Source organism: Olsenella massiliensis, assembly GCF_001457795.1.
Taxonomy (GTDB): Bacteria; Actinomycetota; Coriobacteriia; order Coriobacteriales; family Atopobiaceae; genus Olsenella_F; species Olsenella_F massiliensis.
Genome location: NZ_LN898209.1, coordinates 79,667 through 103,547, shown reverse-complemented (window position 1 = coordinate 103,547; position 23,881 = coordinate 79,667). Strand labels below are relative to the sequence as shown.

The following is a 23,881-nucleotide window of genomic DNA, read 5'->3' as shown; positions in this document are numbered from 1 at the left end:
CACGTGGATGGTCAGCGCCAACGCAGGAGGCAGATGCCTCATCCAGCCACCAAGTGGCCCAGCTATCACGCGTCACGTGAGAGTCCGCAGGCTCGCAAGCACCTCGGCACGGCGGTGCGCAAGGCTTTCACTTTCCAGCAGCGCTCGCTGTCGTGCCATCCTTTGCCCTCCTGCTGCCTCCGCACGTACGATGAGCTGCCGCACGAGGAGGTCGAGAGTGCTCACGTCCCTAAGGTCCTCGCTCGTCGCGACGAGGGTCTCGACGCCCGCCACCAGCAGCTCACGATCCCGACGACGGTCGTCCACGTACTTCTCGCGAAGTGCCCGACGCTGCACGGCAAGCTCGTGAGCCCTCTGGTCGCTTCCCGGGTCCTGCCCAAGTCCCACGGCGGCGCGCTCCAGCTCCATGATGCCAAAGTGCCCCCATCCGTCGTAGTTGATGCCAACCGTCTTGCAGGCGAGCAAGATGTCGGGCACGCGAGAGGCGCACGTCATGGCGTTGCCAATGCCCGTCATGACGCGCGCGTTGAGCGTCAGCGGTCCCAGCTCATAGCCTCCCCGGTCTCCGGGGAGCGCGAGCATCGTGGCCAGAAGAGCCTCCTGAGGAGACCATGCCCGCTCTCCCGCGAAGACGACGGCGCGCAGCGCTCGCAACGTCGCAGGAAGGGGGGCGTGCATCGCAAGCTCATGAAGCAGCTCGGCCTTCGTGACGAGAGCCTCGACCCCAAAGGTGGTGGACCCTCTCGCCGTGCCGACGGGCGGTGCCAGCGGCGGAAGGGCATACGCGCCCATCAGCTCCGCCGCGACGCACATGAGGGCCGGAAGGGGCATCAGTTCGGCCAACTGGGCGAGCACGTGAGGGGCGGTGCTGGTCGAAATGCCCTCGGGAAGCGCGACGCCACTACGGTCGTCCCAGCTGCGGCAACCGGAAACTCTGGTTCTTCTCACTCCCTTCCTCTTGAGCACGTCAACATGTTCGAGAGAAAAGAGTTCGCGGGCATCGTCCGAGGTAAGGCCGGCACGGCAGAGACACTCAATGACCAGCGTCCGCGACCATCGACTCCTGCGAATCGTCTGACCGGAAGGCAAGGCTGACGGAACGGGCGGAGTGTCAGACGTCGCGAACGATTGGCGGCGAGCGTCCGTTCGTCCGCAAGTCGCCCTCCGCATCCTTTGGGCGCGGATGATGGCAAGAGCGGCTCTGTGAGAAAAGGTGATGTCCATGCGCTGACGGTACGACATCTCGTGTCGCCACGTGATGCAGGTTGCCGCAAGGTAGCTGCAATGTTTGCAGTACGGCGTGTCACCTGAATCATCAATGATACCAACATGAAGGCTGGCTTTTGATAATTCACCAGGTAGATTGGCAAATCTAGATAGAGCGAAAACGTGAGAATATTCATTTTGCAAGAAGGGGTGGACGGCCGGGGGGCACATCGCAAGGCAGAGCTGGTCGCCGATGAAATCAAACGAACCGGCTTGACGTCAGCAGCACCTTGACGTCAGCAGCACCTTGACGTCAGCGACACCTTGGCGTCAGCAGCGCTTCGACATCAGCGACAATCCGGCTACAGCACCAGCGCCGCGCCTTCTCCTTCAGGGAAGCTCTCGGCGCGCAGCCCATCCGCCTAGGCGACCCCGCCCGCCGAAGCCCGGGATTATCAATGACCAGATGCCAGCCGTCTGGTCATTAAATTTACGTTTGCCCAGGAAGCGCGAATTTAATGACAAAATCGAAGGAGACTCGGTCATTGATAATTTCCTGGAACCGGCAGGCACTCGGAACGGCAGGCGCCCTGGACCGACAGGCGCCGGGAGCCGACAACCTCCCGCCGCCGGCAACCCTCCGGCATCGCGCCCTCCGGCGCCAGGCGCCGACTGCACCCTACCCCAGCTCATCCAGAAGCTTGCGCATCTCGCGCTGCACACCATGCTCCGCGTTGGTGGCGACGATGTCTCGGGCGATGCGCTTGATGCCGTAGCGGGCGTTGCCCATCGCACGGGGATGTCCCGCCAGGCGCAGGATCTCGTAGTCGTTCATCGAGTCGCCAAACGCCATGACGTCGCTCGCGTCCACCCCATGGACATCCATCACCTGACGAATGCCCGTGGCCTTGTTGATGCCGGCCGGCATCGTGTCGATCCACTTCCTGCCCGACGGCGCAAAGGTAAAGTCGCTACCCAGCTCGCGACCGAGCACGTAGGCCATGTCCATGAGGTTCTTCTCGTCATCGCAGAAGAGGGACGCCTTGATGATGCTCGTGTCGGGGTCAGGAAGGCTATAGATCTGCTCGGGATTGGGAAGGTTCTTGTCAAACTCTCGCTCGTACTTCTCGTCCTCATCAAAGAGAAAGCTGCGCGAGGCGTCAAAGAGCGCCAGGTGCAGGCAGTCAAAGCGGTCAATGACCCGCACCAGGCGCTGTAGCGCGGCATGGCTGAACACCTCGCGGCCCACCATCCGCCCGCCCACATAGACCTGCGTCCCGTTGGACGCCACAAAGTCCATGCAGTCGATCACGGGCTCAAAGAAGCGCTGGAGCGTGTCATACCTGCGTCCGGAGCTCACGGCAAAGAGAACGCCCCGCTCGCGCAGGCGCAGGATGAGGTCAAAGGTCTCGGGAGGCACCTCGGAGTTCTCGTCAAGCAGCGTGCCGTCCATGTCCGAGGCAATGAGTCGTATCACGCGCGCATCCTTTCAGGGCGCCCAAGGCGCCGTCAAGACATCAGTGTGCAAGGAGAAGATACCCCGTCGAGGCACAGCCGAGCGTTTGCGCAATGTAAGGTCACTTCAAGCAGCATGCCGAGGTCAAGGGCAAAAACCCGCAGACATAAGGGATGCGGGCGCCCGGAGCCTGACAAGAACCGTCTACAGTCGCTCAAAGACCAGCGTCGCCTGGATGCGATCTCCGCCCACGAGTCCCTTGCTGCCCCCGTTTGACGTCGAAATCGTATGAAGCCGATAGCCCTTTGCGGCCTGTGCGTTAATGACGTTCTCGAGCTCGGAGAGATTGCCCGACCCCGTTCCCATGAGCTTCTCTTTGAGCGTAACCTGGAGCACCACATAGGGCCTGTCTTTTCCCGAGGCGCTGCTGAACGAGGACTCTTTTCTCATGTTGTCGAACATACCCATCGCAATCTCCGTTCCGATGTAACGTGGCAGGGCAATCGGCCAAGGCGGCATCAGCTTCCTCACTATATCGCACCCGATGCTCATGTCGCGCCCATTGCTCCCGAGTCCTGGCCGGATTCGCTTTGGCGCGCCGCCCCAGGGCCGTTGTCGGAGCGCCCCCCGCATGCATGCGAGGCCGAGGTCGCAGGGCTAACATCACGCCAAAAGACGCCGCAGGCGCCGCGCCCTATACTTGCCTTGCGCCGGAGGGGCGGAGCCGTCGTCCACGACGTCGAGAGGTGCGGGGCCGCCGTCCACGGGGCCGCACGGCCTGGGCTCGCCGCACGGCCTGGGCTCGCCGCGCGACCCGGGCCCGCAACGCGACCTGATGCCGCGCACGACCTGGTCGGGAGGGAGATGCCCATGTGGGTGGTTGCCGCAGCCGGATCCGCGCTCTTTGCCGGCATCACCGCAATTCTCGCCAAGCTGGGCGTCCGCAAGACCGACTCAGACGTTGCCACCGCCATGCGGACGCTGGTGGTCCTTGCCTTTTCCTGGCTCATGGCCCTCATCACCCGACAGCTTGATTCGATCGGCGCCATCAGCCCGCGGTCCTGGGTCTTTCTGACGCTCTCGGGGGTGGCCACCGGCGCAAGCTGGATGTGCTACTTCAAGGCGCTCTCCATGGGAGACGTCAACAAGGTGGTCCCCCTGGACAAGACCTCCTCCGTGCTCACGGTCCTTCTTGCCATCGTCCTCTTTGGGGAGACCCGTCTGCTTCCTCTCAAGCTCGCCTGCTCGCTTGGCATCCTTGTGGGAACCCTCCTCATGGTCAAAAGGCAGCCCACCGCCGCCGCGGACCGTGCGAGGGGGTCCTCGTACCTTGTCTTTGCTGTAGGTTCCGCGGTATGTGCCGCCCTCACGTCCGTTCTGGCAAAGGTGGGCATCGCCCAGGTTCCCTCAAACCTTGCCACGGCGATTCGCACCTGCGTCGTGCTGGTCATGGCCTGGGGCATCGTTGCGCTGAGAGGCAAGCTTCCTCATGCGCGCCCTGCGTCCCTGGACAGGAGGGAGCTGGCCTTCCTCGTTCTCTCGGGCGTCTCCACGGGGGCAAGCTGGCTCTGCTATTACCTTGCCATGCAGATGGGACCGCTCAGCGTGGTGGTTCCCATAGACAAGCTCTCCATCGTGGTCTCCATGGCCTTCTCGGCCATTGTCCTGGGGGAGAGATACTCCACCCGCTCGCTGACGGGGCTTGCGCTCATCGTCGTGTCAACCGTGGTGATGGCCGTCTGGGCATGACGCGCGAGGCGTTCCGTGCGAGGTCCGATGCGCGGGTCCTGGGGCGTAGGCCGAGGCGTCGGCCCGGCCGGCCGCCCCCAAAGACGATGCCGTGGCCCCGGCTTGCGGTAGGATGGGCGTACGGCCTTCTCTGACGACACTCCCAACGAAGGACATGTCATGACTACGAACGCACACGCATCGTCGCCTCGTCTAAGATGGGGCGTCATCGGCTGCGGCGTCATCGCCAACGAGATGGCGCAGACGCTCGAGCGCGAGGGTCGCTCGATTGACGCGGTCGCCAACAGGACCCATGCGAAGGCCGTCGCCTTTGCGGAGCGCTACGGCGTCGGCAAGGTCTATGCGACGGCCGACGAGCTGCTCGCGGACACGGACGTGGACGCCGTGTACCTGACGACGCCGCACAACACCCACATCACCTACCTGCGCAAGGCCCTGGCCGCCCGCAAGCACGTCCTGTGCGAGAAGTCGATCACGCTCAACGCGGACGAGCTGGCCGAGGCGCGCGAGCTTGCCAAACGTGCGGGCGTCGTCCTCATGGACGCCTGCACCATCCTCCACATGCCCCTCTACAAGGAGCTGACGCGCCGTGCGGCGGCGGGCGACTTTGGGCGCGTCAACCTCATCCAGGGGAACTTTGGCAGCTACAAGGCATACGACATGGAAAACCGCTTCTTTAACCCCAAGCTGGCCGGCGGCGCGCTGCTGGACATCGGCGTCTACGCGATAACGCTCGCACGGCTCTTCCTGCAGAGCTCGCCCCACGAGCTTGCCTCCCTCATGAACCCCGCGCCGACGGGCGTGGACGAGACTGACGGCATCCTGATGCGCAACGCCGAGGGGCAGCTCGTCGTACTGTCGCTGTCCCTTCACTCAAAGCAGCCCAAGCGAGCCGTCATCAGTGCCGACAAGGCTTACGTGGGGATCATGGAGTATCCCCGTGCGGACGCGGCGGACGTCGTCTGGACCGAGACGGGCGAGCGCGAGCGGGTGCAGGCCGGCAGGCGGGAGAACGCCCTGAGCTACGCGATGGCGGACCTTGAGGCGGCGGTGGCCGGTGACGTGGCGGCGCGGCGGCAGATCGAGACGTCGGCCGACGTGATGGACGTCATGACGCGCCTGCGCCATGAGTGGGGCTTTCTCTACCCGGAGGAGCGGGACCTGACGCAGGGGGTCTCCTCCCGCTGATTTCGTACGGCTCGACTGACGTACCTGCCATGCGGAGACGTGGTCACCACCGCGCCATGAGAGACGCCCGCCACCAGCTGGTGACGGGCGTCGCTGCCAACATGGCCCCGCTGCGCGGCGCGGGACGTCAAAGGCGGGCTAGTAGTTCAGGCCCTGCTCCTCAAAGAACGCCTGCGGGTGCTTGCAGACCGGGCAGACCGCGGGAGCCTCGGGGCCGACGTGCAGGTGGCCGCAGTTGATGCACTTCCAGACCTTGACGCCCGGGCGCGCGAAGACCTCGCCCTTCTCGACGCGCTCGGCGAGCTTGTTGTAGCGCTCCTCATGGTGCTTCTCGATGTCGCCGACCATGCGGAACTTGGCGGCGATCTCCTTGAAGCCCTCCTGCTCGGCGGTCTCGGCAAAGCCCTTGTACATGTCGGTCCACTCATAGTTCTCGCCGGCGGCGGCATCCTTGATGTTGGTCAGGGTGTCGGGGACGTCGCCGTCGTGGAGGTACTTGAACCAGAGCTTGGCATGCTCGCGCTCGTTGCCCGAGGTCTCCGTGAAGATGTCAGAGATCTGGACGTAGCCCTCCTTCTTGGCCTTGCTGGCGTAGTACGAGTACTTGTTGGTGGCCTGAGACTCGCCGGCAAAGGCGGCCTCGAGGTTCTTCTTCGTCTGTGAGCTTGCGAAATCGACTGCCATGAACGTTTCCCTTCCCTAGTTTGGATACCACTCTCTCCCCTCCGCGCGACCGGGCGGCCGACGGAGACATGCTGATGTTAGGCCTCGGCCTTCCAGAGGCCGTGCAGGTTGCAGTAGGCGTAGGCGGTGACGGACGCACCCGCGACGCCGCCGAACGTGGCCTCGGGCTTGTCGCCGGGCTTGAAGAACTTGAACGAGGCGCGGCCGTCGGTGACGACGCAGACCCACTCGATGTAATGCTCCTCGGTCATGGGATGCTCGACCTCGCCGACCTTGACGGTGATGTGGCCATGCGGTGCCTCAGAGATCACCGGGACATGCTTTTCGGTGGCAGCGTCAGTGGAGCCTGCCTTCAACGCTTCCATGGGCTCACCGCAGCAGACGAGCGGGCCGCCGCCGTCGTGCGCGACATAGACCAGGTTCCCGCACTTGGTGCAACGGAAGAACTTTGCCTCAGCCATTGTTTTCCCTTTCCCTTATTGCCAGACGGCCCTCTGCCGCCTCATGGCACTTGCTTGGACCATACCCATCATCCGAGACGTCCGATCACGCTGCGGCGCCCCTCGCGGCCGTCTGCCGGCCTGCGCGACACGTCACATACCCGGGGCGAGGGCGTCGCCGCGCGCCTCCAAAGCCTGCGCGCACGCGGTGCAGACGCCCTCCAGGCACAGGCTGAAGTCCGTCAAGGTGCCGACGGTCCCCAGGTCAAGCCTGCGAACGGCCCGACCGACCTCAGGAGCCTCCACGTCAAAGACCCGCCCGCAGCGCGTGCAGCGAAAGTGCTGATGCTCCGCCGTATTGGGGTCAAAGCGCGTGACCTTGTCGCCCGCGACCACCGGCCTGAGCTTTCCCTGGTCCGAGAGGACCATGAGGTTGCGGTAGACGGTGGCAAGGCTCAGGTGAGGGAACTGCTCCCTCAGGGCAACGTAGACCTCATCGGCCGTGGGGTGGTCCCGCCTGTTGCGAATCCACTCCCAGATGGCGGCGCGCTGACGGCTGTAGCGCAACTCCGTTGGCATCTCATCCCCTCTCCTCTTCTAAATATTAGTAACTATTATTGATTATGTCAAGACCTTTCCGCGCCTCGTGACGATGATGCCTTGGGACTGGCAGCTCATGCGGCCCACGAGCACACCTGCCGCCTTGCCCCTGGCCGGAGCACGCATCGCGCCCGGGAGGGACGGGCAGCGCCGTTGGGTATCATTGGTTCAGGAGTCCGGCACGTCTTTTTCAGGAGCACGGCACGTTTTGCACCCACCGCCAAGGAGGCCCGCATGAAGTTCACGTTCCTGCATCATTGCACGCATTCCCTCGACAAGCAGAAGACCATAGCGTTTTACGAGAGGGCGCTGGGCATGCGCGTGGTGCGCGAGAAGGGCCCCGAGGACGGCTCGTGGACCATCACGTTCCTTGAGAGCGAGACGTCCCCCTTCCAGATCGAGATCACCTGGAACCGCGGACGCACCGAGCCGTACGACAACGGCGGCGGCGACACGCACATCGCCTTTGAGGTGGACGACTACGAGGCCGCCCACGCATTGCACGAGTCCATGGGCTGCATCGTGCACGAGAACCCCTCCATGGGCCTCTACTTCATCGCCGACCCCGACGGCTGCTGGATCGAGATCCTTCCCCCGCGAGACTAGCCACCCGTCCTCACATCCCCATCGAAAGGACAACCATGAACGACTTCGTCTTCTGCTCCCCCACGCGCTTCGTGTTTGGCCGGGGCTTCGTTGACCGCACCGGCGCCGAAGTGGCCGCCCTGGGCGCCAAGCGCGTCCTTTTGGTCTACGGCGGCGGGTCCGTGCGCCGCACCGGGACCCTTCAGCGGGTCATGTCGTCCCTCAGCGCGGAGGGCGTCGAGGCCGTCGAGCTTGACGGCGTGCGTCCCAACCCGGAGGTCGGACTGGTGCGCACGGGCATCGAGCTCGCCCGGACCCATGACGTCGACCTCATCCTCGCCGTGGGCGGCGGCTCCGTCATCGACTGCGCCAAGGCCATAGCGTTTGGCGTCCCCTATGAGGGAGACGTGTGGGACTTCTTCAGCGGCGCCGCAAAGATGGGTGCCTGCCTGCCGCTCGCCGTCGTCCTCACCATCCCTGCCGCAGGCTCGGAGGCTTCCGCGTCCTGCGTCATCAGCAACGACGCCCTTAGCCTCAAGAAGGGCGTCTCCGGGGACGTCTTCCGCCCGAGGCTGGCCATCATGGATCCCGAGCTCACCTTCACGCTTCCGCAGTACCAGACCGCGGCCGGCGTGACCGACATGATCTGCCACATCTGCGAGCGCTACTTTGGCGCCGTGGGGGCGGTTCCCGTCACCGACGGCATCTGCGAGAGCCTGATTCGCTCCCTCATGGACGCCGCGACCGTCGTAAGGGACGACCCTACGAATTACGACGCGCGCGCCGCCGTCATGTGGGTGGGCACGCTGGCCCACAACGACCTCTGCGGCTGCGGCAGGGACCGCTCGCCCGAGCGTCGAGCCGGCGGCTGGGAGAGCCACGGCCTCGAGCACGAGATCTCGGCCCATTCCCCCCAGGTGACCCATGGCGCCGGGCTTGCCGTCATCCTGCCCGCCTGGATGCGTCACGTCTGGCACGCAAACCCAGGGCGCTTCCTGGACTTTGCCAAGGGAGTCTTTGACGTGGAGCCCGTGGACGAGACGGACGAGGCCGTCGCCGACGCCGTCACCTTCGCGATTGACGAGCTGCAGCGCTTCTTCGTGAGCCTCGGCATGCCGCGCACCCTGGGAGACCTCGACGTGACCCCCGAGGACGTGCGCACCTGGCTCGTGACGCTCCGACAGAACAAGGGGGAGCGCTTCGGCGAGTTCATGCCGCTGACCTTGGAGGACGCGCGAGCGATCTACGAGTCGGCCTTCTAGGGTCACTCGGCGCTCAGGGGGCGACGACGCGCACGGGGCGGCAGATGCAGGTCCCCGTGCGCGTCAGGCCTCCAGATAGCTTTGGGCCTCGCGCACCAGAGAGCGCTCCTCGTCGCTTGAGGGCTCAAGGCGCAGGCCATGGGGCAGGGGCCGCCCTTGTCCGTCCACGTGCACGAAGGTCACGAAGCCTCGCGTGACGGGACGCTCCCCCACCCGGGCACGCGCATGGACGGTCAGGCTCGTGGTCCCCGCGACGAGGGGTACGGCCTCAAAGTGCAGGGTCTCTCCCAGATGGACCGGGGTGACGAAGTCCATGTCGTGCAGACGCACGAACACGACGCTGTCGCTGTCGCCCACCGTGTCGACCGCGCAGAGGAACGCGGCCTCGACGAACCATTGGGCCATGACGGTCCCAAAGAGCGTGCCATGGTGATTGAGCTCGCCCGTCGCCACGAAGCGATGCGTGACGAGCGGCTGGACCGGCCGAGGCGCCTCCCGTGAGGCGTGCGTGCCGGCGACATTACGCGAAAGCAGCATGGTCAGGCCTCCTTGATGGCGCCGGGCGCAGTTCGGGCGCGCGCGTTCGGACCGCAGTCGCGGCCCAGGAGCCCCCTAACGACGCCGGCCAGCTCCTCCTCGCTTCCCACTCTCAGGTCGGCGGCGCGACGGGACGGCTCCCCGGCCCCGCGCCCCCGGTCGAACCAGATGGTCCTCCATCCGGCCGCGGCCGCGCCGTCAACGTCGTTGCGCGCCGCGTCCCCCACGAACCAGGACGTCGAGGGGTCTGTCCCCATGCGGCCCGCCGCCATGTCAAAGATGCGTCGGTCGGGCTTGGCGACGCCCACGTCCTCGGAGACCACGATCGCCTCGGGAGCAAACCACTGCGTCAGGCCCAGGGTCCGCACCTTGCGCCACTGGTTGTCGCTGTAGCCGTTTGACACGACGCCCAGACGCGCCCCCGCGTGTGCGAGGTCGTCGAGCAGCCCCCGCATGAGGGGCGTGAGCGAGATGCGACACTGCAGATCGCGGTAGACACGCTGGAACGAGAGGGCCTCCTCGAGCGAGATGCTCATTCCCTGCTCGGCAAAGGCGGACAGCTGGCGATGGGCAAACATGTCATCCATCGCCAGCTCGCCGGCCCTGGCGCGCTCATAGGTCTTGTCAAAGTGACGGAGGTTGGCGGCGAAGAGCTCGCTGGCGGAGACGCCCGGCAGGGGCCCGAAGCAGTCCCGCAACGCCGTGCGATATGGGTCCGCGAGGTCATAGAGGGTGTCGTCGATGTCAAAGGCGATGCCGAGCATGTGCATCCCCTCTCCCTCGCATATGCGACCCCTCAGCGCGGGGGTCTCGTCACCTGGTCCTTGAGAGAACCATACCCCTCCTCGTCCATGCGGTCCAGGGGCACGAAGCGCAGCGAGGCGCTGTTGATGCAGTAGCGCAGCCCGCCTCGCTCTCGCGGGCCGTCGTCAAAGACGTGGCCCAGATGACTCTGGCCCAAGCGGCTCAGCACCTCGACCCGACTCATCCCAAAGCTGCCATCCTGCCGCTCGCTCACGGCATCGTCCGCTATGGCGCGCGCGAAGGCGGGCCAGCCGCAGCCGGCGTCAAACTTGTCGGCTGACGAGAAGAGCGGCTCCCCGCTCACCACGTCCACGTAGATACCTGGCTCAAAGCACCGGTCGTAGGCGCCCGTGAAGGGACGCTCGGTTGCCGCGTGCTGCGTGACCTCAAACTGCAGCGGGGAGAGGCGCGCGCGGATGTCCTCGTCACTGGGGCGCCGGTAGCGTCCCGCATCGCCCGCGCTCATACCCCCACCTCCCTCAGGCTCGAGAGGTCGACGTGACAATAGCCGTCGGGATGTTTCTTGAGGTAGTCCTGGTGATACTCCTCCGCAGGGAAGAACGACGCGAGGGGCGTCAGCTCGGTGGCGAGGGGCGCCGTCAGAGACTGACGCTCGCGTTCGAAGGCGGTCTCAAGGACGGGCAGGTCGGCGGGATCCGTATAGTAGACGCCCGTGCGATACTGCACCCCGCAGTCGTTGCCCTGGCGATTGCGTGACGTTGGGTCGATGACCTTGAACAGCTGACGCACCAGCACGTCAAGGCCCACCTGGCGAGGGTCGTAGCTCACGCGCACCGTCTCGACGTGGCCGGAGCCCGCACAGACGTCCTCGTAGCTCGGGCGCCCCTTCGGCCCGTTGGCGTAGCCGCACTGCGTGGCCGTCACCCCGGGCATGCGCGAGAAGTACTCGTCGATGCCCCAGAAGCAGCCGCCCGCCAGATAGATGTCCCGCGTCGCGCCCATGGGCGACCCCTTCCTCGCCGTCGTCACGTCGGCCGCCGAGGCCGAGGACATGCTCATGCTCAAGACCTTATTCCCCGAGCGGCGCAGGCTATTTCGCACAGGGGCGAACCCGAGCCGCGACGGACGCCCGCCGCCTGCCCGTGCCCCTCGTCGCCCGGAACGACCATCTTCTAAAATGGGTGGGCCCACAATGAGAGACTCACAGCGACCCCAGGAGGAGACCATGCTCAAGAGCGGCATCAACGGCTTGTCACAGGCTACGGTCAACGCGCCGGCGAGCGCCCGGGCGATCGGAAGCGGTGAGCTTGACGTCCTCGCCACCCCCAAGCTCGCGGCCCTCGTCGAAGAGGCGGCCTGGCGCAGCGTGGCGGCGGAGCTTGACGAGGGCCAAAGCAGCGTCGGCACCAAGCTCGTCCTCGAGCATCTGGCGCCGACGCCCCTGGGCATGACCGTCAGCTGCGCCACGACGCTCATGGCCGTGGAGGGACGCAGGCTCATGTTTGCCTTTGAGGCCCATGACGACGCAGGCCTCGTGGCGCGCGGCACGCACGAGCGCGTCGTCGTGGACGCCGAGCGCTTCTTGGCCAAGGCCGCCGGTCGCGCGGACGCCTAGTCGCCTGCCCTTGCCGGTCGCACGGCGCAGAGGTCCGTCGCAGCGCCCATGACCATCTCGCTCAGCGTGGGATGCGGATGAATCGTCCGCGCGAGCTCGTCCACCGAGAGTCCCAGGCGCACGGCGAGGGCGAGCTCCGCCACCAGGTCGGTCGCCCTGGGGCACACGAGCTGGGCGCCCACGAGGCGGCGCGAGGAGCGCTCGACGCAGAGCCTCACATAGCCGGGCCCGCCTCCCGTGATCGCACAGCGCGCGTTGCCGCCCGTGGGCCGCTTGGAGCTGACGACGTCCAGCCCCCGCGCCCGCGCCGTGGCCACGTCGAGGCCGACGCTCGCCACCTCGGGCGAGAGATACACGCACGCGGGCACCGTCCCCTCGTCCACGACGGGCGGCTGCCCGCAGATGGCGGCGGCGACGTTGCGTCCCTGGGCCTGCGCAACATGAGCGAGCTGGGGCGTCCCCGCCCGCACGTCGCCCAGCGCCCACAGATGGGGCAGGCTCGTGCGCCCGTCCCCGTCGCAGGCCAGCCAGCCCCGTTCGAGCCGCGGCGCGACGGACGGGACGAAGATCTCGCCCGTCGCCGGGCGTCGCCCGGTGGCGACGAGAATCACCGCCGCGCGACAGAGCTGCTCGCTGCCACTCCGATCCGTGAAGGACAGCTCCATGGAGCCGGGGGCTCCCGCCATGGCGGACACCCGCGCCTTGACGTGGACAATGACGCCCTGACGCTTGAGCTGGGCGGCGACGCGCTGCGAGATCTCGCGGTCGAAGGTCGGCAGCACCCGGTCGAGCGCCTCGACGACGGTCACCGACCGCCCCGTCAGCGAGAACGCATGGGCCATCTCGACGCCGATGACGCCGCCTCCCACGATCGCGATCGAGGAGGCGCTCGCGGCGGCGCCCGCCAGGACGTCGTCGGAGCTGAGCACGCCGGGCAGCGTGGCGCCCGGCACGGGGAGGGTCTGAGGCACGCAGCCTGTGGCGACCACGACGTCGCGCGCCCTCAGCAGCTCGCCGCCTGACGCCACGGTGCCGCCGTCGTCGTCTGCGGCGACGATCCGCGCCGGGCTATGATCGAGCACCTGCACCCCATTGTCGGCGAGAAGCCGCGCGACGCCCGCGCGAAGCGTGCCCACGACCTCGGCGGCGCGCTCGTGGGCACGTCTGGCGTCAAAGCGCACGCCCTCGCAGATCACGGACCCGTCCGTCCCCCCGCGCGCGGCCGCGAACGCCTGCGCGGCGTCTATGAGCGCCTTGGTGGGGACGCAGCCCCGATTGAGGCAGGTGCCCCCCAGCTCGTCTCGCTCCAGCAGCAGGACGGATTTTCCCCTGCGTGCAAGGTCGAGGGCGGCGGTGTAGCCTCCCGGCCCCCCGCCGATGACGATGACGTCCACACGCTCCCGTCCCATGGGTATCATCCCTTCGTCGCGACCGTCCTTCTCATGCGTTTTGGGCGCCGTTTTGGCACCGCTCGCCGGCAGCCGTCTGGCAGGCGAGGACCACGAGATCACGCGCCAGGGGCTCATGCGCGCCGGCGGCGCCCGTCAGGCGCGCCTTGAGCGCGCGTTCATCGAGCGCGCAGCCCCTGAGAGCGGGAGGCACCCGCTCGAGCACGTCGGCGTCAAGCCCGTCGGACCAGAGCTCGCAGGCGGTGATGCGCCCGTCACGCAGCTCCAGGCCCATGAGCGCCGTTCCCCACCCAAAGCGCCTGGCACCGCTCAGCGGCAGCCGCGCACGTCGGCGACGGCCCTCCGTCTTGAAGAGCCAGGCGTCGTCGGCAAGGCGACGGCGCCCATGCTCGAGCTCGGCGACGGAGAGGGCGTCGGGGGCCAGGGATGTCACGGGCTGTCCGTAGACCTCCCCGAACGCCTCGACGAGCGCGTCTTCGAGGGCGCTTGTCGTGAGACCGCCCGCCAGCTCGCGCAAGTTGACAACGCGGGAGCGAACGGACGCGACGCCCTTGGCGGCAAGCTTGAGCGGCGAGGGGCGCAGGTAGCGGACGAGCGGGACGGGGTCCACGTCCACCATGAGCGTGCCGTGGTGGTAGCTCACGCCCGTGGCGCAGCCTCCCCCGCTGTGGTAGAAGGCGTTCCCGGAAAACTTTCGGCCGCAGGCGACGAGGTCGTTGCGACCGGAGCGTTCGGCACTGACGCCCACGGCGCGAACCGCGCGCAAGATGACCTCGCTCTGTCGCGCCACGTCAAAGTCCTCCGTGGGAACGAGAAAGGTGAAGTTGAGATTGCCAAGGTCGTGATAGACGGCACCGCCACCCGAGAGGCGACGGGCCAGATGCCCGCCGTCCGCCTCGAGCGCCTCCACGTCACACTCGTCATGAGCGCTCTGATTGCGACCAATCACCACGGTGCGCTCGTTCTGCCACAGATAGAGAATGCACTGGCCCCTCCGCACGCGGCGCAGGAGCAGCTCCTCGCGGGCGAGGTTGAGGTAGGGATCGGTGTCACTCGTCACCAGGCAGGCAAGCTGGCCGATCATGTCCGAGCCTTTGCTGGGCGTGACGACGGCGCCTCGTGGCGCAGCAGGGGGTGGCGGGCGGCCGTCACCTCGTCAGGCCTGCCGACAAAGCATCCAAAGGGGGCCTCGTGGAGCCGCCCGCCCGCCTCCTGGGCCTCTCGGGCGATGTCCAGAAGCACGTCGGCGACATGATCCAGGCTCTTCTTGTCCTCCGTCTCGGTGGGCTCCACCATGAGCGCCTCGTGAACGATGAGGGGAAAGTACATGGTGGGCGGATGGATGCCAAAGTCCAGGAGGCGCTTGGCCACGTCCATCGCCGTGACGCCCGTGCGCTCCTTGAGCGGGGCGAGGCTCATCACGAACTCATGCATGCAACGCTGCCCAAAGGGCAGGTCAAAGGCGGCCGAGAGCCGCTTCGCGAGGTAGTTGGCATTGAGGACGGCCTGCGCGGAGGCCTCGCAGACGCCCTCGGCCCCCAGGCGCTTGAGGTAGGTGAGCGCCCTCACGCAGGTGAGGAAGTTGCCATAGAAGCTGCGCACCCTTCCCACGCTCTTCGCCGGGGTGGCAAGCCCAAGGCGCACGCTGCCGTCTTGTGCCGTCTGCTCACGCACCACGGGCCCCGGGAGAAACTCGGCGAGGAACTCCTTGCAGAGCACCGGGCCCGACCCGGGCCCCCCGCCGCCGTGCGGGGTCGAAAAGGTCTTATGCAGGTTCACATGCATGCAGTCAAACCCCATGTCGCCCGGGCGGACCCGTCCCATGATGGCGTTGAGGTTGGCGCCGTCGTAATAGCAGAGGGCTCCCGCGTCATGGACCAGGCGGCAGATCTCGACGATGTTGGGATCAAAGAGGCCCAGGGTGTTGGGGTTGGTGAGCATGAGCGCCGCCGTGTCGGGGCCAAGGGCGGCGCGCAGCTCGTCGAGCTTGACCCCTCCCTCCGCGGTCGAGCCGACGCTCACCACGGCAAAGCCCGCCATCGTCGCCGAGGCCGGGTTGGTGCCGTGGGCGGAGTCGGGCACGATGACCTTGGTCCTGCCCGCCTGGCCGCGCGCCGCGAGACAGGCCCGGATGAGCAGGAGGCCCGTGTACTCGCCCTGCGCGCCGGCGGCCGGCTGGAAGGTGGCACGGTCCATCCCGCAGATCTGCGTCAGAAGGGTCTCGAGCTCATGCAGGACGGCGAGCGCGCCCTGGACGCTTCCCAGGGGCTGCAGGGGATGCAGGTCGGCGAAGCCGGGCAGGGCGGCGACCCTCTCGTTGACGCTGGGGTTGTACTTCATCGTGCAGGATCCCAGCGGATAGGGACCGTCGTTGACCCCATGGGCATGGCGGGCGAGCTTGGAGTAGTGCCTGCTGAGGTCGACCTCGCTCAGCTCGGGAAGGCGCGGGGGCCGCCTGCGCAGCAGCTCCTCACCAAAGTCGACGGCAGGCACGTCCGGCGGCGGCACGAGGTCACAGCCACGTCCGGGGACGCTCCGCTCGAACAGGAGCTCCATGGCCTTTGCCGCCTGCGGCTCCTCGCGCTCGGCCGCCTTGGTCGCGGTCGGGTCCTTCTCGGTCATCGGGACGCCACCTCCCTGAGGACGCGCACGAGCGCGTCGATGTCACCCTTGGCATTCAGCTCGGTGCAGCACCACAGCAGCCCCTCGCCTCCCGCAGGCAGCCGCACGGGCAGGCCGCCGAGGATGCCCCTGTCCGCGAGCAGTCCCTCGAGCTCCGTCGGTGGCAGGGGGCTCGTGGTCACGAACTCATGGAAGAAGGGGCGCTCGCCCACTCGCGTGAAGCCGGTGAGGCCGGCGAGGCGCTCCGCGAGGTAATGCGCGTGGGCGGCGCAGCCCTGAGCCACCCGTGCCAGGCCTTCCGGCCCCAAAGACGCAAGGTACGCGGAGGCGCGCAGGGCGCAGAGCGCCTCGTTCGAGCAGATGTTCGACGAGGCCTTCTCGCGACGTATGTGCTGCTCGCGAGCTTGTAGCGTCAGCACGAAGGCGCGACGTCCCCGCGCGTCCGTCGTCTGGCCCACGATGCGCCCCGGCAGCTTGCGCATGAGCTTGCCCGTGGCGGCCATGATGCCCAGATACGGACCTCCAAAGCCCAGCGGAAGACCCAGGGGCTGGCCCTCCCCCACGGCCACGTCGCAGCCCAGCTCGCCGGGCGAGCGCAGGATGCCCAGGGCGATGGGGTTGAAGCCCATCACCATCTTGGCCCCCGCACCGTGGGCGAGCCCGACCAGCTCGTCCATGTCCTCGATGACGCCGTAATAGTTGGGGCTCTGCACGTAGAGCGCGGCGGTGTCGGCGCCGAGGGCGCGACGCAGCGCCTCGACGTCGCTCGAGAGGTCGGCCAGGGGCGCCACCACCTCCACGCGCACGCCCCTGCTCGCGCAGTAGCTGCGCACGACGTCGACGACCTGGGGGTCGGTCGTCCCGGAGAGAACGACGGACGTCCGCGTGCGCCCCACGCACATGAGCAGGGCCTCGGCCGCCGCAGAGGCGCCGTCGTACACGGAGGCGTTGGACACGTCCATGCCCGTGAGCTCGCAGACCTGCGTCTGGTACTCAAAGATGGACTGCAGCACGCCCTGGCTGATCTCGGCCTGATAGGGCGTGTAGGTGGTGACGAGCGACTCCTTTGAGCTGACGGCATCGACGATGGAGGGAATGTAGTGACGATAGGCGCCGGCGCCCCTGAAGACCTGGTCAAAGCGCCGATTTCTCTTAGAAAGCCCCGTCATGTCCCGTAGCGCCTCAAGCTCGCAGACGCCCCGGGGCAGGTCGGGCTCGACGCGGGGCACCTCGGGGGGTATTGACGAAAAGAGCTCGTCAACGGAGGAGATGCCCAGATAGTCGAGCATTTCCTTTCGCTCGCCGCGCGTGACGGGGACGTAGCCTGTCATGCCTACTCCTTCGCCGTCGCGCAGTAGCTGTCGTAGGACGCGGCGTCCATGAGGCCGTCGACGTCGCACACGTCACTCACGCGGCAGATCCAGGCGCCGTAGGGGTCCTCGTTGATGGCCCCGGGGTCGTCGGCAAGCCCCTCGTTGACCATGACGACGTGGCCCGAGACGGGGGCAAAGACGTCAGAGACGGCCTTGACCGACTCCACGTCGCAGAAGGGCCTGCCGGCCACCAGCTCGTCTCCCTCCTGGGGCAGGTTGATGAAGACGATGTCGCCGAGCCTTCGCTGGGCGAAGTCCGTGAGGCCGATGGCATGGGTGCCGTCGCCCTCGTCCCTGAACCACTCGTGCGAGCTGACGTACCGCAGGTCCTGGGGTATCTGTGCCATGAGAGGTCCTTTCTGCGTGTGATGCCGTCCTCACGCCCCTCACGCGTCGTGGCGGGGCGTCATTGGTGCTAACGCTAGTCCCGGCGATAGAAGGGCAGGGTCACGACCTCACAGGCGAGGCGCCTGCCGCGAACGTCCACCTCCACCGCGTCGCCCGGCCTGACGACGCCCCGCCTCACCAGGGCCATGGCGACGGCCTGCCGAAGATGCGGCGCAAAGGTTCCCGACGTGGTGCGACCGATGCGTCGGTCGCCCAAGAAGACGTCCTGACCCTCGCGCGCGATACCGCGGCCCGTCACGCGCAGGCCCACGCGCTCGCGGGCGGGCGTGCCGGCGGCGATGAGCGCCTCGCGGCCGATGAACTCCTCCTTGTCCAGCTTGACGGCAAACGAGAGCCCCGCCTCGAGGGGAGAGACGTCCTCGTCTATCTCGTGGCCGTACAGGGGCATGCCCGCCTCAAGGCGCAGGGTGTCACGGGCGCCCAGGCCGCAGGGAACGAGGCCTCGGTCGCTGCCCGCGACGCGCAGCGCCTCCCACAGCCGGGAGGCCTGGCACGCCTCGGCGTAGATCTCATAGCCAAGCTCGCCCGTGTAGCCGGACCGGGACACCAGGCAGTCAACGCCGGCGAGGCGCACGTGACGACAAAACGAGTAATAGCGCCCGGGCAGCTGGGAGACGTCGGCGACGTCCGCCATGACCTCGCGGGACAGGGGGCCCTGCAGGGCAAGCTGGCAGACGTCGTCCGAGAGGTCGCGCACCTCTGTGTTCGCAAGGACGTTCGCGCGGACGTGGGCGAGGTCCTTGGCCCGGTTGGCGGCGTTGACGACCAGGAGGTACTCATCCGGTCCCAGGCAGTGGACGATGAGGTCGTCCACGCAGCCGCCCCGCTCGTTCATGAGGACGCCGTAGCGCATGCGTCCGGGCCGCAGGCTCGTGCAGTCGCTGGAAATAAGGTGGTTGACGCTGGCGAGGGACCCCGGGCCGCTCAGCAGCAGCTCTCCCATGTGCGACACGTCAAAGAGCCCGCAGGCCGTGCGCACGGCCTCGTGCTCGGCGAGGATGCCGTCAGGATACTGCACGGGGAGAAGGTACCCCGCGAAGGGCACGATGCTGCCGCCCTCCCTCACGTGGGTCTCGTACAGGGGCGTCTTCAGGTCCATGGGCAGCCTTCCAAAGCGGGCGAGCGGTACGGGCGCCTGGCGTCCCGAGGGCCGCCCTGGCGTCCATGCTCCCGTCTTTGACCTGAAAGATTCTCTCGCGCGCGCCGCGAGGGCCACGCCGGGATTGCTTCTTCGGTGTCGGTGCCTTTCCGGGTTCTCGTCGAGGATCGGTCCTTTTGCCTGAGAGTTTCTGCCTCCCCTTCGGCCTCGTCCGCGCAACCGACCGCGCGACGACCTCTCCCGACCCCGTCATCCGAGCTATGCGCTTGTGCGTCCATGCTAGCAAGTCGGCCGGCCCCAGGGCGCCGGATTGCCGACGTGGCGGGCGAACGGCAGGCGCGCGCTCGGCAGGACGCAAGGGGGCGCGTCCCGGGACGCGCCCCCTCGAGCTGCGACCGTGTGCGCGACTAGCGCGTGAGGCTCTCCCCCGTCGCGCGGTCGAAGACATGAAGGGCGCCGGGCGCGCACCTGAAGCTCAGGGGGGTTCCCGGAAGGTAGCTGGCGTCTCCCAGGTCCACGGTCGGAACGACGAGGACGAAGGGGCCCAGCTCCGTCGTGGCGTGGACGTGAACGGTCGATCCCATGAGCTCAGTGACCTCGACGAAGCCCGAGAGGGACCCCTCCTCGCCACTCTTGCTGATGACGAGCTGCTCGGGACGGACGCCCACCGTGACGTCCTGGCCGTCGGCGCCGCCGTTGCCCTCGATGCGGCTCGCCACGTCGGCGGGCACCACGGCGTCGTACCCAGGGGCGGCGAGCGAGACCCTCCCCGCCTTGACCGAGAGCGTGGCATCGAAGAAGTTCATCTGCGGCACGCCGATGAAGCCGGCCACGAAGATGTTCTGGGGCCGATCGAAGACCTCCTGGGGCGTCCCCACCTGCTGCACGACGCCGTCCTTCATGATGACGATGCGGTCGCCCAGGGTCATGGCCTCCGTCTGGTCGTGCGTCACGTAGATGAAGGTCGTGTTGATGCTCTGCCGCAGCTTTATGAGCTCGGCGCGCATCTGGTTGCGCAGCTTCGCGTCAAGGTTCGAGAGGGGCTCGTCCATGAGCAGCACCTTGGGGTTGCGCACGATGGCACGCCCGATGGCGACGCGTTGGCGCTGCCCGCCCGAGAGCGCCTTCGGCTTGCGATGGAGATACTCGGTGATTCCCAGGATCTGCGCCGCCTCGCGCACCTTCTCGTCGATCTCGCTCGCGGGAAGCTTGCGCAGCTTGAGGGGAAACGCCAGGTTGTCGTAGACGGACATGTGGGGGTAGAGCGCGTAGCTCTGGAAGACCATGGCGATGTCGCGGTCCTTGGCGGGGACGTCGTTCATGAGCCTGCCGTCGATGGAGAGCTCGCCTCCCGAGATTTCCTCGAGTCCCGCGACCATCCTGAGCGTGGTCGATTTGCCGCAGCCCGACGGACCCACGAGCACGACGAACTCTCGATCGGCGATGTCGAGGTTGAAGTCATCGACGGCGACGACGCCCTCGTCGGTGACCTTGAGGTTGGTGGTCGGGCGGCCCTTGCCCTTGCGCGCCTTGCTGCCGCGCTCGGCGTTGGGATAGACCTTCTGAATGTGCCTGAGAGTTACCTCTGCCATGGTTCGCTCCTTATCGTCCGTACATCCGGGTCATGGTGGCCAGGCGGTCCGCGAGCTCGTCGGTGAGCTGGTCCGCGCGGAGGCGCCAGCGCCAGTTGACGCCGAGCGTGCCCGGCGTGTTCGTCCTGGTCTCGCTGCCGAGTCCCAGGAGGTCCTGCATCTGCGCCACGAAGAGGTCGGCGACGCTGCCCATGCCGCCGCGAATGACGCCCCAGTTGAAGCCCTCGTCCGGTCCGATGCCCAGGTAGTCGACGGCCTTCTGCACGTCTGCGGGGTCGGCCTCGTCGCGCCATCCCATGATGGGCGCGTTATCGTGGGTGCCTACGTAGCAGACGCTGTTGCGCTCGTAGCGATGGGGCAGGTAGTCGCTCTCGTCGCGGGCGTCAAACGCCATCTCGAGGAGCTTCATGCCAGGCAGCCCGGAGTCCGCCAGCAGCTGCTCCACCTGACGAGACGGATAGCCCAGGTCCTCGGCGATGAAGCTGACCTCGGGGTACGCCTGGATGAGCCTGCCGACGAGCGCCATCCCCGGCCCCTTTTCCCACGTGCCTCCACGCGCGGTGGCCGCGCCGGCCGGCACGCGCCAGTAGCTCTCGAACCCACGGAAGTGGTCTATGCGCACGACGTCAAAGAGGCGCGCCGCGCCGCCCATCCGCCGTACCCACCAGGCGAAGCCGTCCTGAGCCATGGCCTCGTAGTCGTAGAGGGGGTTTCCCCAGAGCTGGCCGTCGGCGTTGAAGTAGTCGGGCGGCACGCCGGCGACGGCGACGGGCCGCTTGTCCTCGTCGAGCTGAAAGCTCTCGGGAGACGCCCACACGTCGGCGGAGTCGAGGGCGACGTACACGGGGACGTCGCCGATGATGCCCACACCGCGCACCTGGGCGTAGGCGCGCAGCGCCTGCCACTGCGCGAGGAACAGCCACTGGAGCCAGCAGTGGAACGCGACGTCATCCTCGAGCCGCTCGCGCCAGCGGTCGAGTTCCCCCTCGTCGCGCAGGCGCAGCGCCTCGTTGGGCCACTCCGTCCAGGAGACCATGCCAAAGTGGCGCTTGAGGGCCATGAAGAGCGCGTAGTCTGCCAGCCAGGACGCGTTCGCGCGCGCGAACGCGTCCACCTCTCGCGCGTCCTCGCCTCGGGAGCGCTCGAAGGCGGTCCTGAGCAGGGGTAGCCTGTGCTCGTACAGGGCGGCGTAGTCCACGCTCGACGCGTCGGCGCCCCATCTTACGGCCTCGACCTCGCGCCTTTTCAGCACGCCGCGGACGACGAGCTCGTCGAGGTCGATGAAGTACGGGTTGCCGGCAAAGCTCGAGGGGCTCTGGTAGGGGGAGTCGCCAAAGCTCGTGGGTCCCACGGGCAGAAGCTGCCACCAGCTCTGACCCGCACGGGCGAGAAAGTCGACGAACTCGCGCGCCTCCCTTCCGCAGGACCCGATGCCATACGGCGAGGGCAGGGAGGACAGGGGGAGCAGCACCCCACTCGACCGTCTCATGCCTACCCCTTCACAGCCCCGGCGGCGACGCCCTTGATGATGTACTTCTGCGCGCAGAGGTAGAAGACGACGACGGGGATGATGGCCAGCAGCACGAGGGCCATGGTCGCGCCGAGGTCAACGGTGCCGTAGCTGCCCTTGAGGTACTGGATGTGGATGGGAATCGTGCGGTAGGTGTTGATGTCGAGCACGAGGTACGGCAGGAGATAGTCGTTCCACACCCACATGATCTCGAGGATGCCCACGGAGATGAGCGTGGGCCTGAGCATGGGCAGGACAACGAGGAAGAAGGTGCGCAGGGGGCCGCAACCGTCGATCGCCGCCGCCTCCTCGATCTCGAGCGGGATGGACTTCACGAAGCCCACGAACATGAAGATGGCAAGGCCCGCGCCAAATCCCAGGTAGACGATGGGAATGGTGATCGGCGTGTTGAGCCTGAGCATGTCCGCCGTCTTCGAGAGCGTGAACATGACCATCTGGAACGGCACGACCATCGAGAAGATGCACAGGAAGTAGACGACCTTGCAGAACAGCGAGTCGACGCGCGCGATGTACCAGGCCGCCATCGAGCAGAACAGCAGGATGAGGGCGGTGGAGGCGATGGTGATGAGCGAGCTGTAGGCGATGCACTTCCAGAACGGGTAGTTGCCGAAGGTCATGCCCGTGACGAAGTTGGAGAGCCCCGCGAAGCTTTCCGCGGTGGGAAGGGCGAAGGTCTCGGTCTTCACGTAGGTGTTGAGCTTGAACGCGTTGACGATGACGGAGACCACGGGAAGCACCCAGATGACGCACACGACGGCCAACAGCGCGGAGAGGAGCCGCTGCGTGCGCCTCTCCCCCTTGAGCGCGGTGGAGTTTGAACCTGCCATCACTGCTGCACCTCCCTCTTGCGGGTGTAGGCGAGCTGCGCCAGGCCCAGTCCCGCCACGAGCAGGAAGAAGACGACCGCCTTGGCCTGGGCGACGCCGCGACTCGCGGCACCCGTCGTGTAGAACGTGTTGAAGATGTTGAGCGCCAGCATCTCGGTGGACTGGAAGGGCTGCCCGCCCGTGAGCGCCAGGTTCTGGTCAAAGAGCTTGAAGCCGTTGGTGAGCGAGAGGAACGTGCAGATCGTGATCGAGGGCATCACGTTGGGGATGATGACCTTGAAGAGCGTCTGCAGGTTCGAGGCGCCGTCGATGCGGGCCGCCTCGATCATGTCCTCGGAAACGGCCTGGATGCCGGCGATGTAGATGATCATCATGTAGCCGATCTGCTGCCAGCACATGAGAATGATCAGGCCCCAGAACCCGAGGGTCGTGTCAAGCAGGATGGACGTCCCGTACGCCTGGAGGATGCCGTCGAAGATCATCGACCAGATGTAGCCCAGAACGATGCCGCCGATGAGGTTGGGCATGAAGAACACCGTGCGAAAGAGGTTGGACCCCCTCACCGACTGCGTCAGCACGTAGGCGACGGCGAACGCGACGACGTTGATGAGCACCAGGCTGATGAGGGCCGTCGCCGCCGTGTACCAGAACGAGTACTGGAAGCTCGGGTCCGCCAGTGCGGAGGCATAGTTGGAGAGACCGACGAGCTTCGCGTTGCTCGTGGTCTTGAAGCTGCAGAACGAGAGGTAGATTCCCTGCAGGAACGGCCACACGAACCCAATGGAGAAGGCCGCGACGACGGGGCCCATGAAGAGCCAGCTCCAGCGTCGGGTGGCACGAACGCGCGAGGTCTCCCTCCTTGGCTTGGTGCTCATGTCATCACTTCCTCGACGCGCGGGGGCCAGGAGCGCCCTCCCAACCCCCGCCGCGACT

At 66.9% G+C, this 23,881-nt stretch carries 25 protein-coding genes and 1 riboswitch; of the genes, 5 read left to right on the top strand and 20 right to left on the bottom strand.

All coding sequences use genetic code 11. The features are described from left to right. Nucleotides 1-72: 72 nt before the first annotated feature. The 3 genes from BN3001_RS01640 to BN3001_RS01630 all read right to left on the bottom strand — a co-directional run bounded on the left by BN3001_RS01640 (nt 73) and on the right by BN3001_RS01630 (nt 3,130). Nucleotides 73-948 carry a hypothetical protein gene (locus BN3001_RS01640; protein ID WP_148362916.1) on the bottom strand — a complete coding sequence of 292 codons (876 nt, stop codon included), beginning with the start codon at nt 946-948 and terminating at the stop codon, nt 73-75. A gap of 937 nt (nt 949-1,885) precedes the next feature. Beyond that, entirely contained in the window at nt 1,886-2,683 is a 798-nt protein-coding gene (locus BN3001_RS01635) for a Cof-type HAD-IIB family hydrolase (RefSeq protein WP_058270085.1), read from the bottom strand. 183 nt (nt 2,684-2,866) lie between these two features. Further along, nucleotides 2,867-3,130: a DUF4177 domain-containing protein gene (locus tag BN3001_RS01630; protein ID WP_058270084.1), complete on the bottom strand. Its 264-nt coding sequence runs from the start codon at nt 3,128-3,130 to the stop codon at nt 2,867-2,869. A 402-nt stretch (nt 3,131-3,532) separates the two neighbouring features. Here BN3001_RS01630 and BN3001_RS01625 point away from each other — a divergent pair, with 402 nt between their 5' ends. Both BN3001_RS01625 and BN3001_RS01620 read left to right on the top strand, forming a co-directional pair. Further along, a complete protein-coding gene (locus BN3001_RS01625; protein WP_058270083.1) occupies nt 3,533-4,411 on the top strand; it encodes an EamA family transporter in 879 nt (292 codons plus the stop codon). A gap of 159 nt (nt 4,412-4,570) precedes the next feature. Further along, complete coding sequence (locus tag BN3001_RS01620) at nt 4,571-5,599, top strand: Gfo/Idh/MocA family protein (RefSeq protein WP_058270082.1); 1,029 nt, start codon at nt 4,571-4,573, stop codon at nt 5,597-5,599. A 138-nt stretch (nt 5,600-5,737) separates the two neighbouring features. On the opposite strand, the gene rbr is transcribed toward BN3001_RS01620, so the two are convergent. The 3 genes from rbr to BN3001_RS01605 all read right to left on the bottom strand — a co-directional run bounded on the left by rbr (nt 5,738) and on the right by BN3001_RS01605 (nt 7,302). Continuing rightward, complete coding sequence (rbr, locus tag BN3001_RS01615; RefSeq protein WP_058270081.1) at nt 5,738-6,283, bottom strand: rubrerythrin; 546 nt, start codon at nt 6,281-6,283, stop codon at nt 5,738-5,740. A 77-nt stretch (nt 6,284-6,360) separates the two neighbouring features. After that, nucleotides 6,361-6,744, bottom strand: coding sequence for a desulfoferrodoxin (locus tag BN3001_RS01610; protein WP_058270080.1), 384 nt, complete (start codon nt 6,742-6,744; stop codon nt 6,361-6,363). 132 nt (nt 6,745-6,876) lie between these two features. Beyond that, complete coding sequence (locus tag BN3001_RS01605) at nt 6,877-7,302, bottom strand: Fur family transcriptional regulator (protein ID WP_148362915.1); 426 nt, start codon at nt 7,300-7,302, stop codon at nt 6,877-6,879. Nucleotides 7,303-7,557: 255 nt separating this feature from the next. On the opposite strand from BN3001_RS01605, the gene BN3001_RS01600 reads away from it, so the two are divergent. Further along, nucleotides 7,558-7,929 carry a VOC family protein gene (locus BN3001_RS01600; protein WP_058270079.1) on the top strand — a complete coding sequence of 124 codons (372 nt, stop codon included), beginning with the start codon at nt 7,558-7,560 and terminating at the stop codon, nt 7,927-7,929. 35 nt (nt 7,930-7,964) lie between these two features. Continuing rightward, nucleotides 7,965-9,170: an iron-containing alcohol dehydrogenase gene (locus tag BN3001_RS01595; RefSeq protein WP_058270078.1), complete on the top strand. Its 1,206-nt coding sequence runs from the start codon at nt 7,965-7,967 to the stop codon at nt 9,168-9,170. Between the two features lie 63 nt (nt 9,171-9,233). On the opposite strand, the gene BN3001_RS01590 is transcribed toward BN3001_RS01595, so the two are convergent. Genes BN3001_RS01590 through msrA form a run of 4 tightly spaced genes read right to left on the bottom strand, consistent with a single transcriptional unit; the run spans nt 9,234 to nt 11,531 of the window. Then, on the bottom strand, nt 9,234-9,707 hold the full coding sequence (locus BN3001_RS01590; protein ID WP_058270077.1) for an acyl-CoA thioesterase: 474 nt from the start codon (nt 9,705-9,707) through the stop codon (nt 9,234-9,236). Between the two features lie 2 nt (nt 9,708-9,709). Further along, nucleotides 9,710-10,477 carry an HAD family hydrolase gene (locus BN3001_RS01585; RefSeq protein WP_058270076.1) on the bottom strand — a complete coding sequence of 256 codons (768 nt, stop codon included), beginning with the start codon at nt 10,475-10,477 and terminating at the stop codon, nt 9,710-9,712. A gap of 26 nt (nt 10,478-10,503) precedes the next feature. After that, nucleotides 10,504-10,977, bottom strand: coding sequence for a peptide-methionine (R)-S-oxide reductase MsrB (gene msrB / locus BN3001_RS08435; protein ID WP_058270075.1), 474 nt, complete (start codon nt 10,975-10,977; stop codon nt 10,504-10,506). After that, on the bottom strand, nt 10,974-11,531 hold the full coding sequence (gene msrA, locus BN3001_RS08430) for a peptide-methionine (S)-S-oxide reductase MsrA (protein ID WP_235815008.1): 558 nt from the start codon (nt 11,529-11,531) through the stop codon (nt 10,974-10,976). Before msrA ends, msrB begins: the two co-directional genes overlap by 4 nt. 133 nt (nt 11,532-11,664) lie before the next feature. Here msrA and BN3001_RS01570 point away from each other — a divergent pair, with 133 nt between their 5' ends. Further along, nucleotides 11,665-12,087, top strand: coding sequence for a thioesterase family protein (locus tag BN3001_RS01570; protein WP_197407436.1), 423 nt, complete (start codon nt 11,665-11,667; stop codon nt 12,085-12,087). Here BN3001_RS01570 and BN3001_RS01565 read toward each other — a convergent pair. From BN3001_RS01565 to BN3001_RS01520, 10 genes are all read right to left on the bottom strand, one after another. Further along, nucleotides 12,084-13,496 carry a dihydrolipoyl dehydrogenase family protein gene (locus BN3001_RS01565; protein WP_058270073.1) on the bottom strand — a complete coding sequence of 471 codons (1,413 nt, stop codon included), beginning with the start codon at nt 13,494-13,496 and terminating at the stop codon, nt 12,084-12,086. The two genes, BN3001_RS01570 and BN3001_RS01565, sit on opposite strands and share 4 nt — an antisense overlap. A 31-nt stretch (nt 13,497-13,527) precedes the next feature. Then, nucleotides 13,528-14,580 (bottom strand): lipoate--protein ligase, encoded by a 1,053-nt coding sequence (locus BN3001_RS01560; protein ID WP_058270072.1) that lies wholly within the window; start codon nt 14,578-14,580, stop codon nt 13,528-13,530. Continuing rightward, complete coding sequence (gene gcvPB, locus BN3001_RS01555) at nt 14,577-16,118, bottom strand: aminomethyl-transferring glycine dehydrogenase subunit GcvPB (protein WP_197407435.1); 1,542 nt, start codon at nt 16,116-16,118, stop codon at nt 14,577-14,579. Before gcvPB ends, BN3001_RS01560 begins: the two co-directional genes overlap by 4 nt. Then, nucleotides 16,115-17,449, bottom strand: coding sequence for an aminomethyl-transferring glycine dehydrogenase subunit GcvPA (gcvPA, locus tag BN3001_RS01550; RefSeq protein WP_058270071.1), 1,335 nt, complete (start codon nt 17,447-17,449; stop codon nt 16,115-16,117). The genes gcvPB and gcvPA overlap by 4 nt, the downstream gene beginning before the upstream one ends. 2 nt (nt 17,450-17,451) lie before the next feature. Beyond that, the gene (gene gcvH / locus BN3001_RS01545; protein ID WP_058270070.1) at nt 17,452-17,838 is read right to left on the bottom strand and encodes a glycine cleavage system protein GcvH; all 387 of its coding nucleotides are present in this window, start codon (nt 17,836-17,838) and stop codon (nt 17,452-17,454) included. A 74-nt stretch (nt 17,839-17,912) separates the two neighbouring features. After that, nucleotides 17,913-18,998: a glycine cleavage system aminomethyltransferase GcvT gene (gcvT, locus tag BN3001_RS01540; RefSeq protein WP_058270069.1), complete on the bottom strand. Its 1,086-nt coding sequence runs from the start codon at nt 18,996-18,998 to the stop codon at nt 17,913-17,915. 158 nt (nt 18,999-19,156) lie between these two features. Beyond that, a riboswitch (glycine riboswitch) is annotated at nt 19,157-19,251 on the bottom strand. A 154-nt stretch (nt 19,252-19,405) separates the two neighbouring features. Beyond that, nucleotides 19,406-20,590 (bottom strand): ABC transporter ATP-binding protein, encoded by a 1,185-nt coding sequence (locus BN3001_RS01535; RefSeq protein ID WP_058270068.1) that lies wholly within the window; start codon nt 20,588-20,590, stop codon nt 19,406-19,408. A 10-nt stretch (nt 20,591-20,600) separates the two neighbouring features. Then, entirely contained in the window at nt 20,601-22,079 is a 1,479-nt protein-coding gene (gene malQ, locus BN3001_RS01530) for a 4-alpha-glucanotransferase (RefSeq protein WP_058270067.1), read from the bottom strand. Between the two features lie 2 nt (nt 22,080-22,081). Continuing rightward, nucleotides 22,082-22,948, bottom strand: a complete 867-nt coding sequence (locus BN3001_RS01525; protein ID WP_082629902.1) for a carbohydrate ABC transporter permease — start codon at nt 22,946-22,948, stop codon at nt 22,082-22,084. Then, nucleotides 22,948-23,823 carry a carbohydrate ABC transporter permease gene (locus tag BN3001_RS01520; protein WP_058270066.1) on the bottom strand — a complete coding sequence of 292 codons (876 nt, stop codon included), beginning with the start codon at nt 23,821-23,823 and terminating at the stop codon, nt 22,948-22,950. The genes BN3001_RS01525 and BN3001_RS01520 overlap by 1 nt, the downstream gene beginning before the upstream one ends. Nucleotides 23,824-23,881 lie beyond the last annotated feature (58 nt).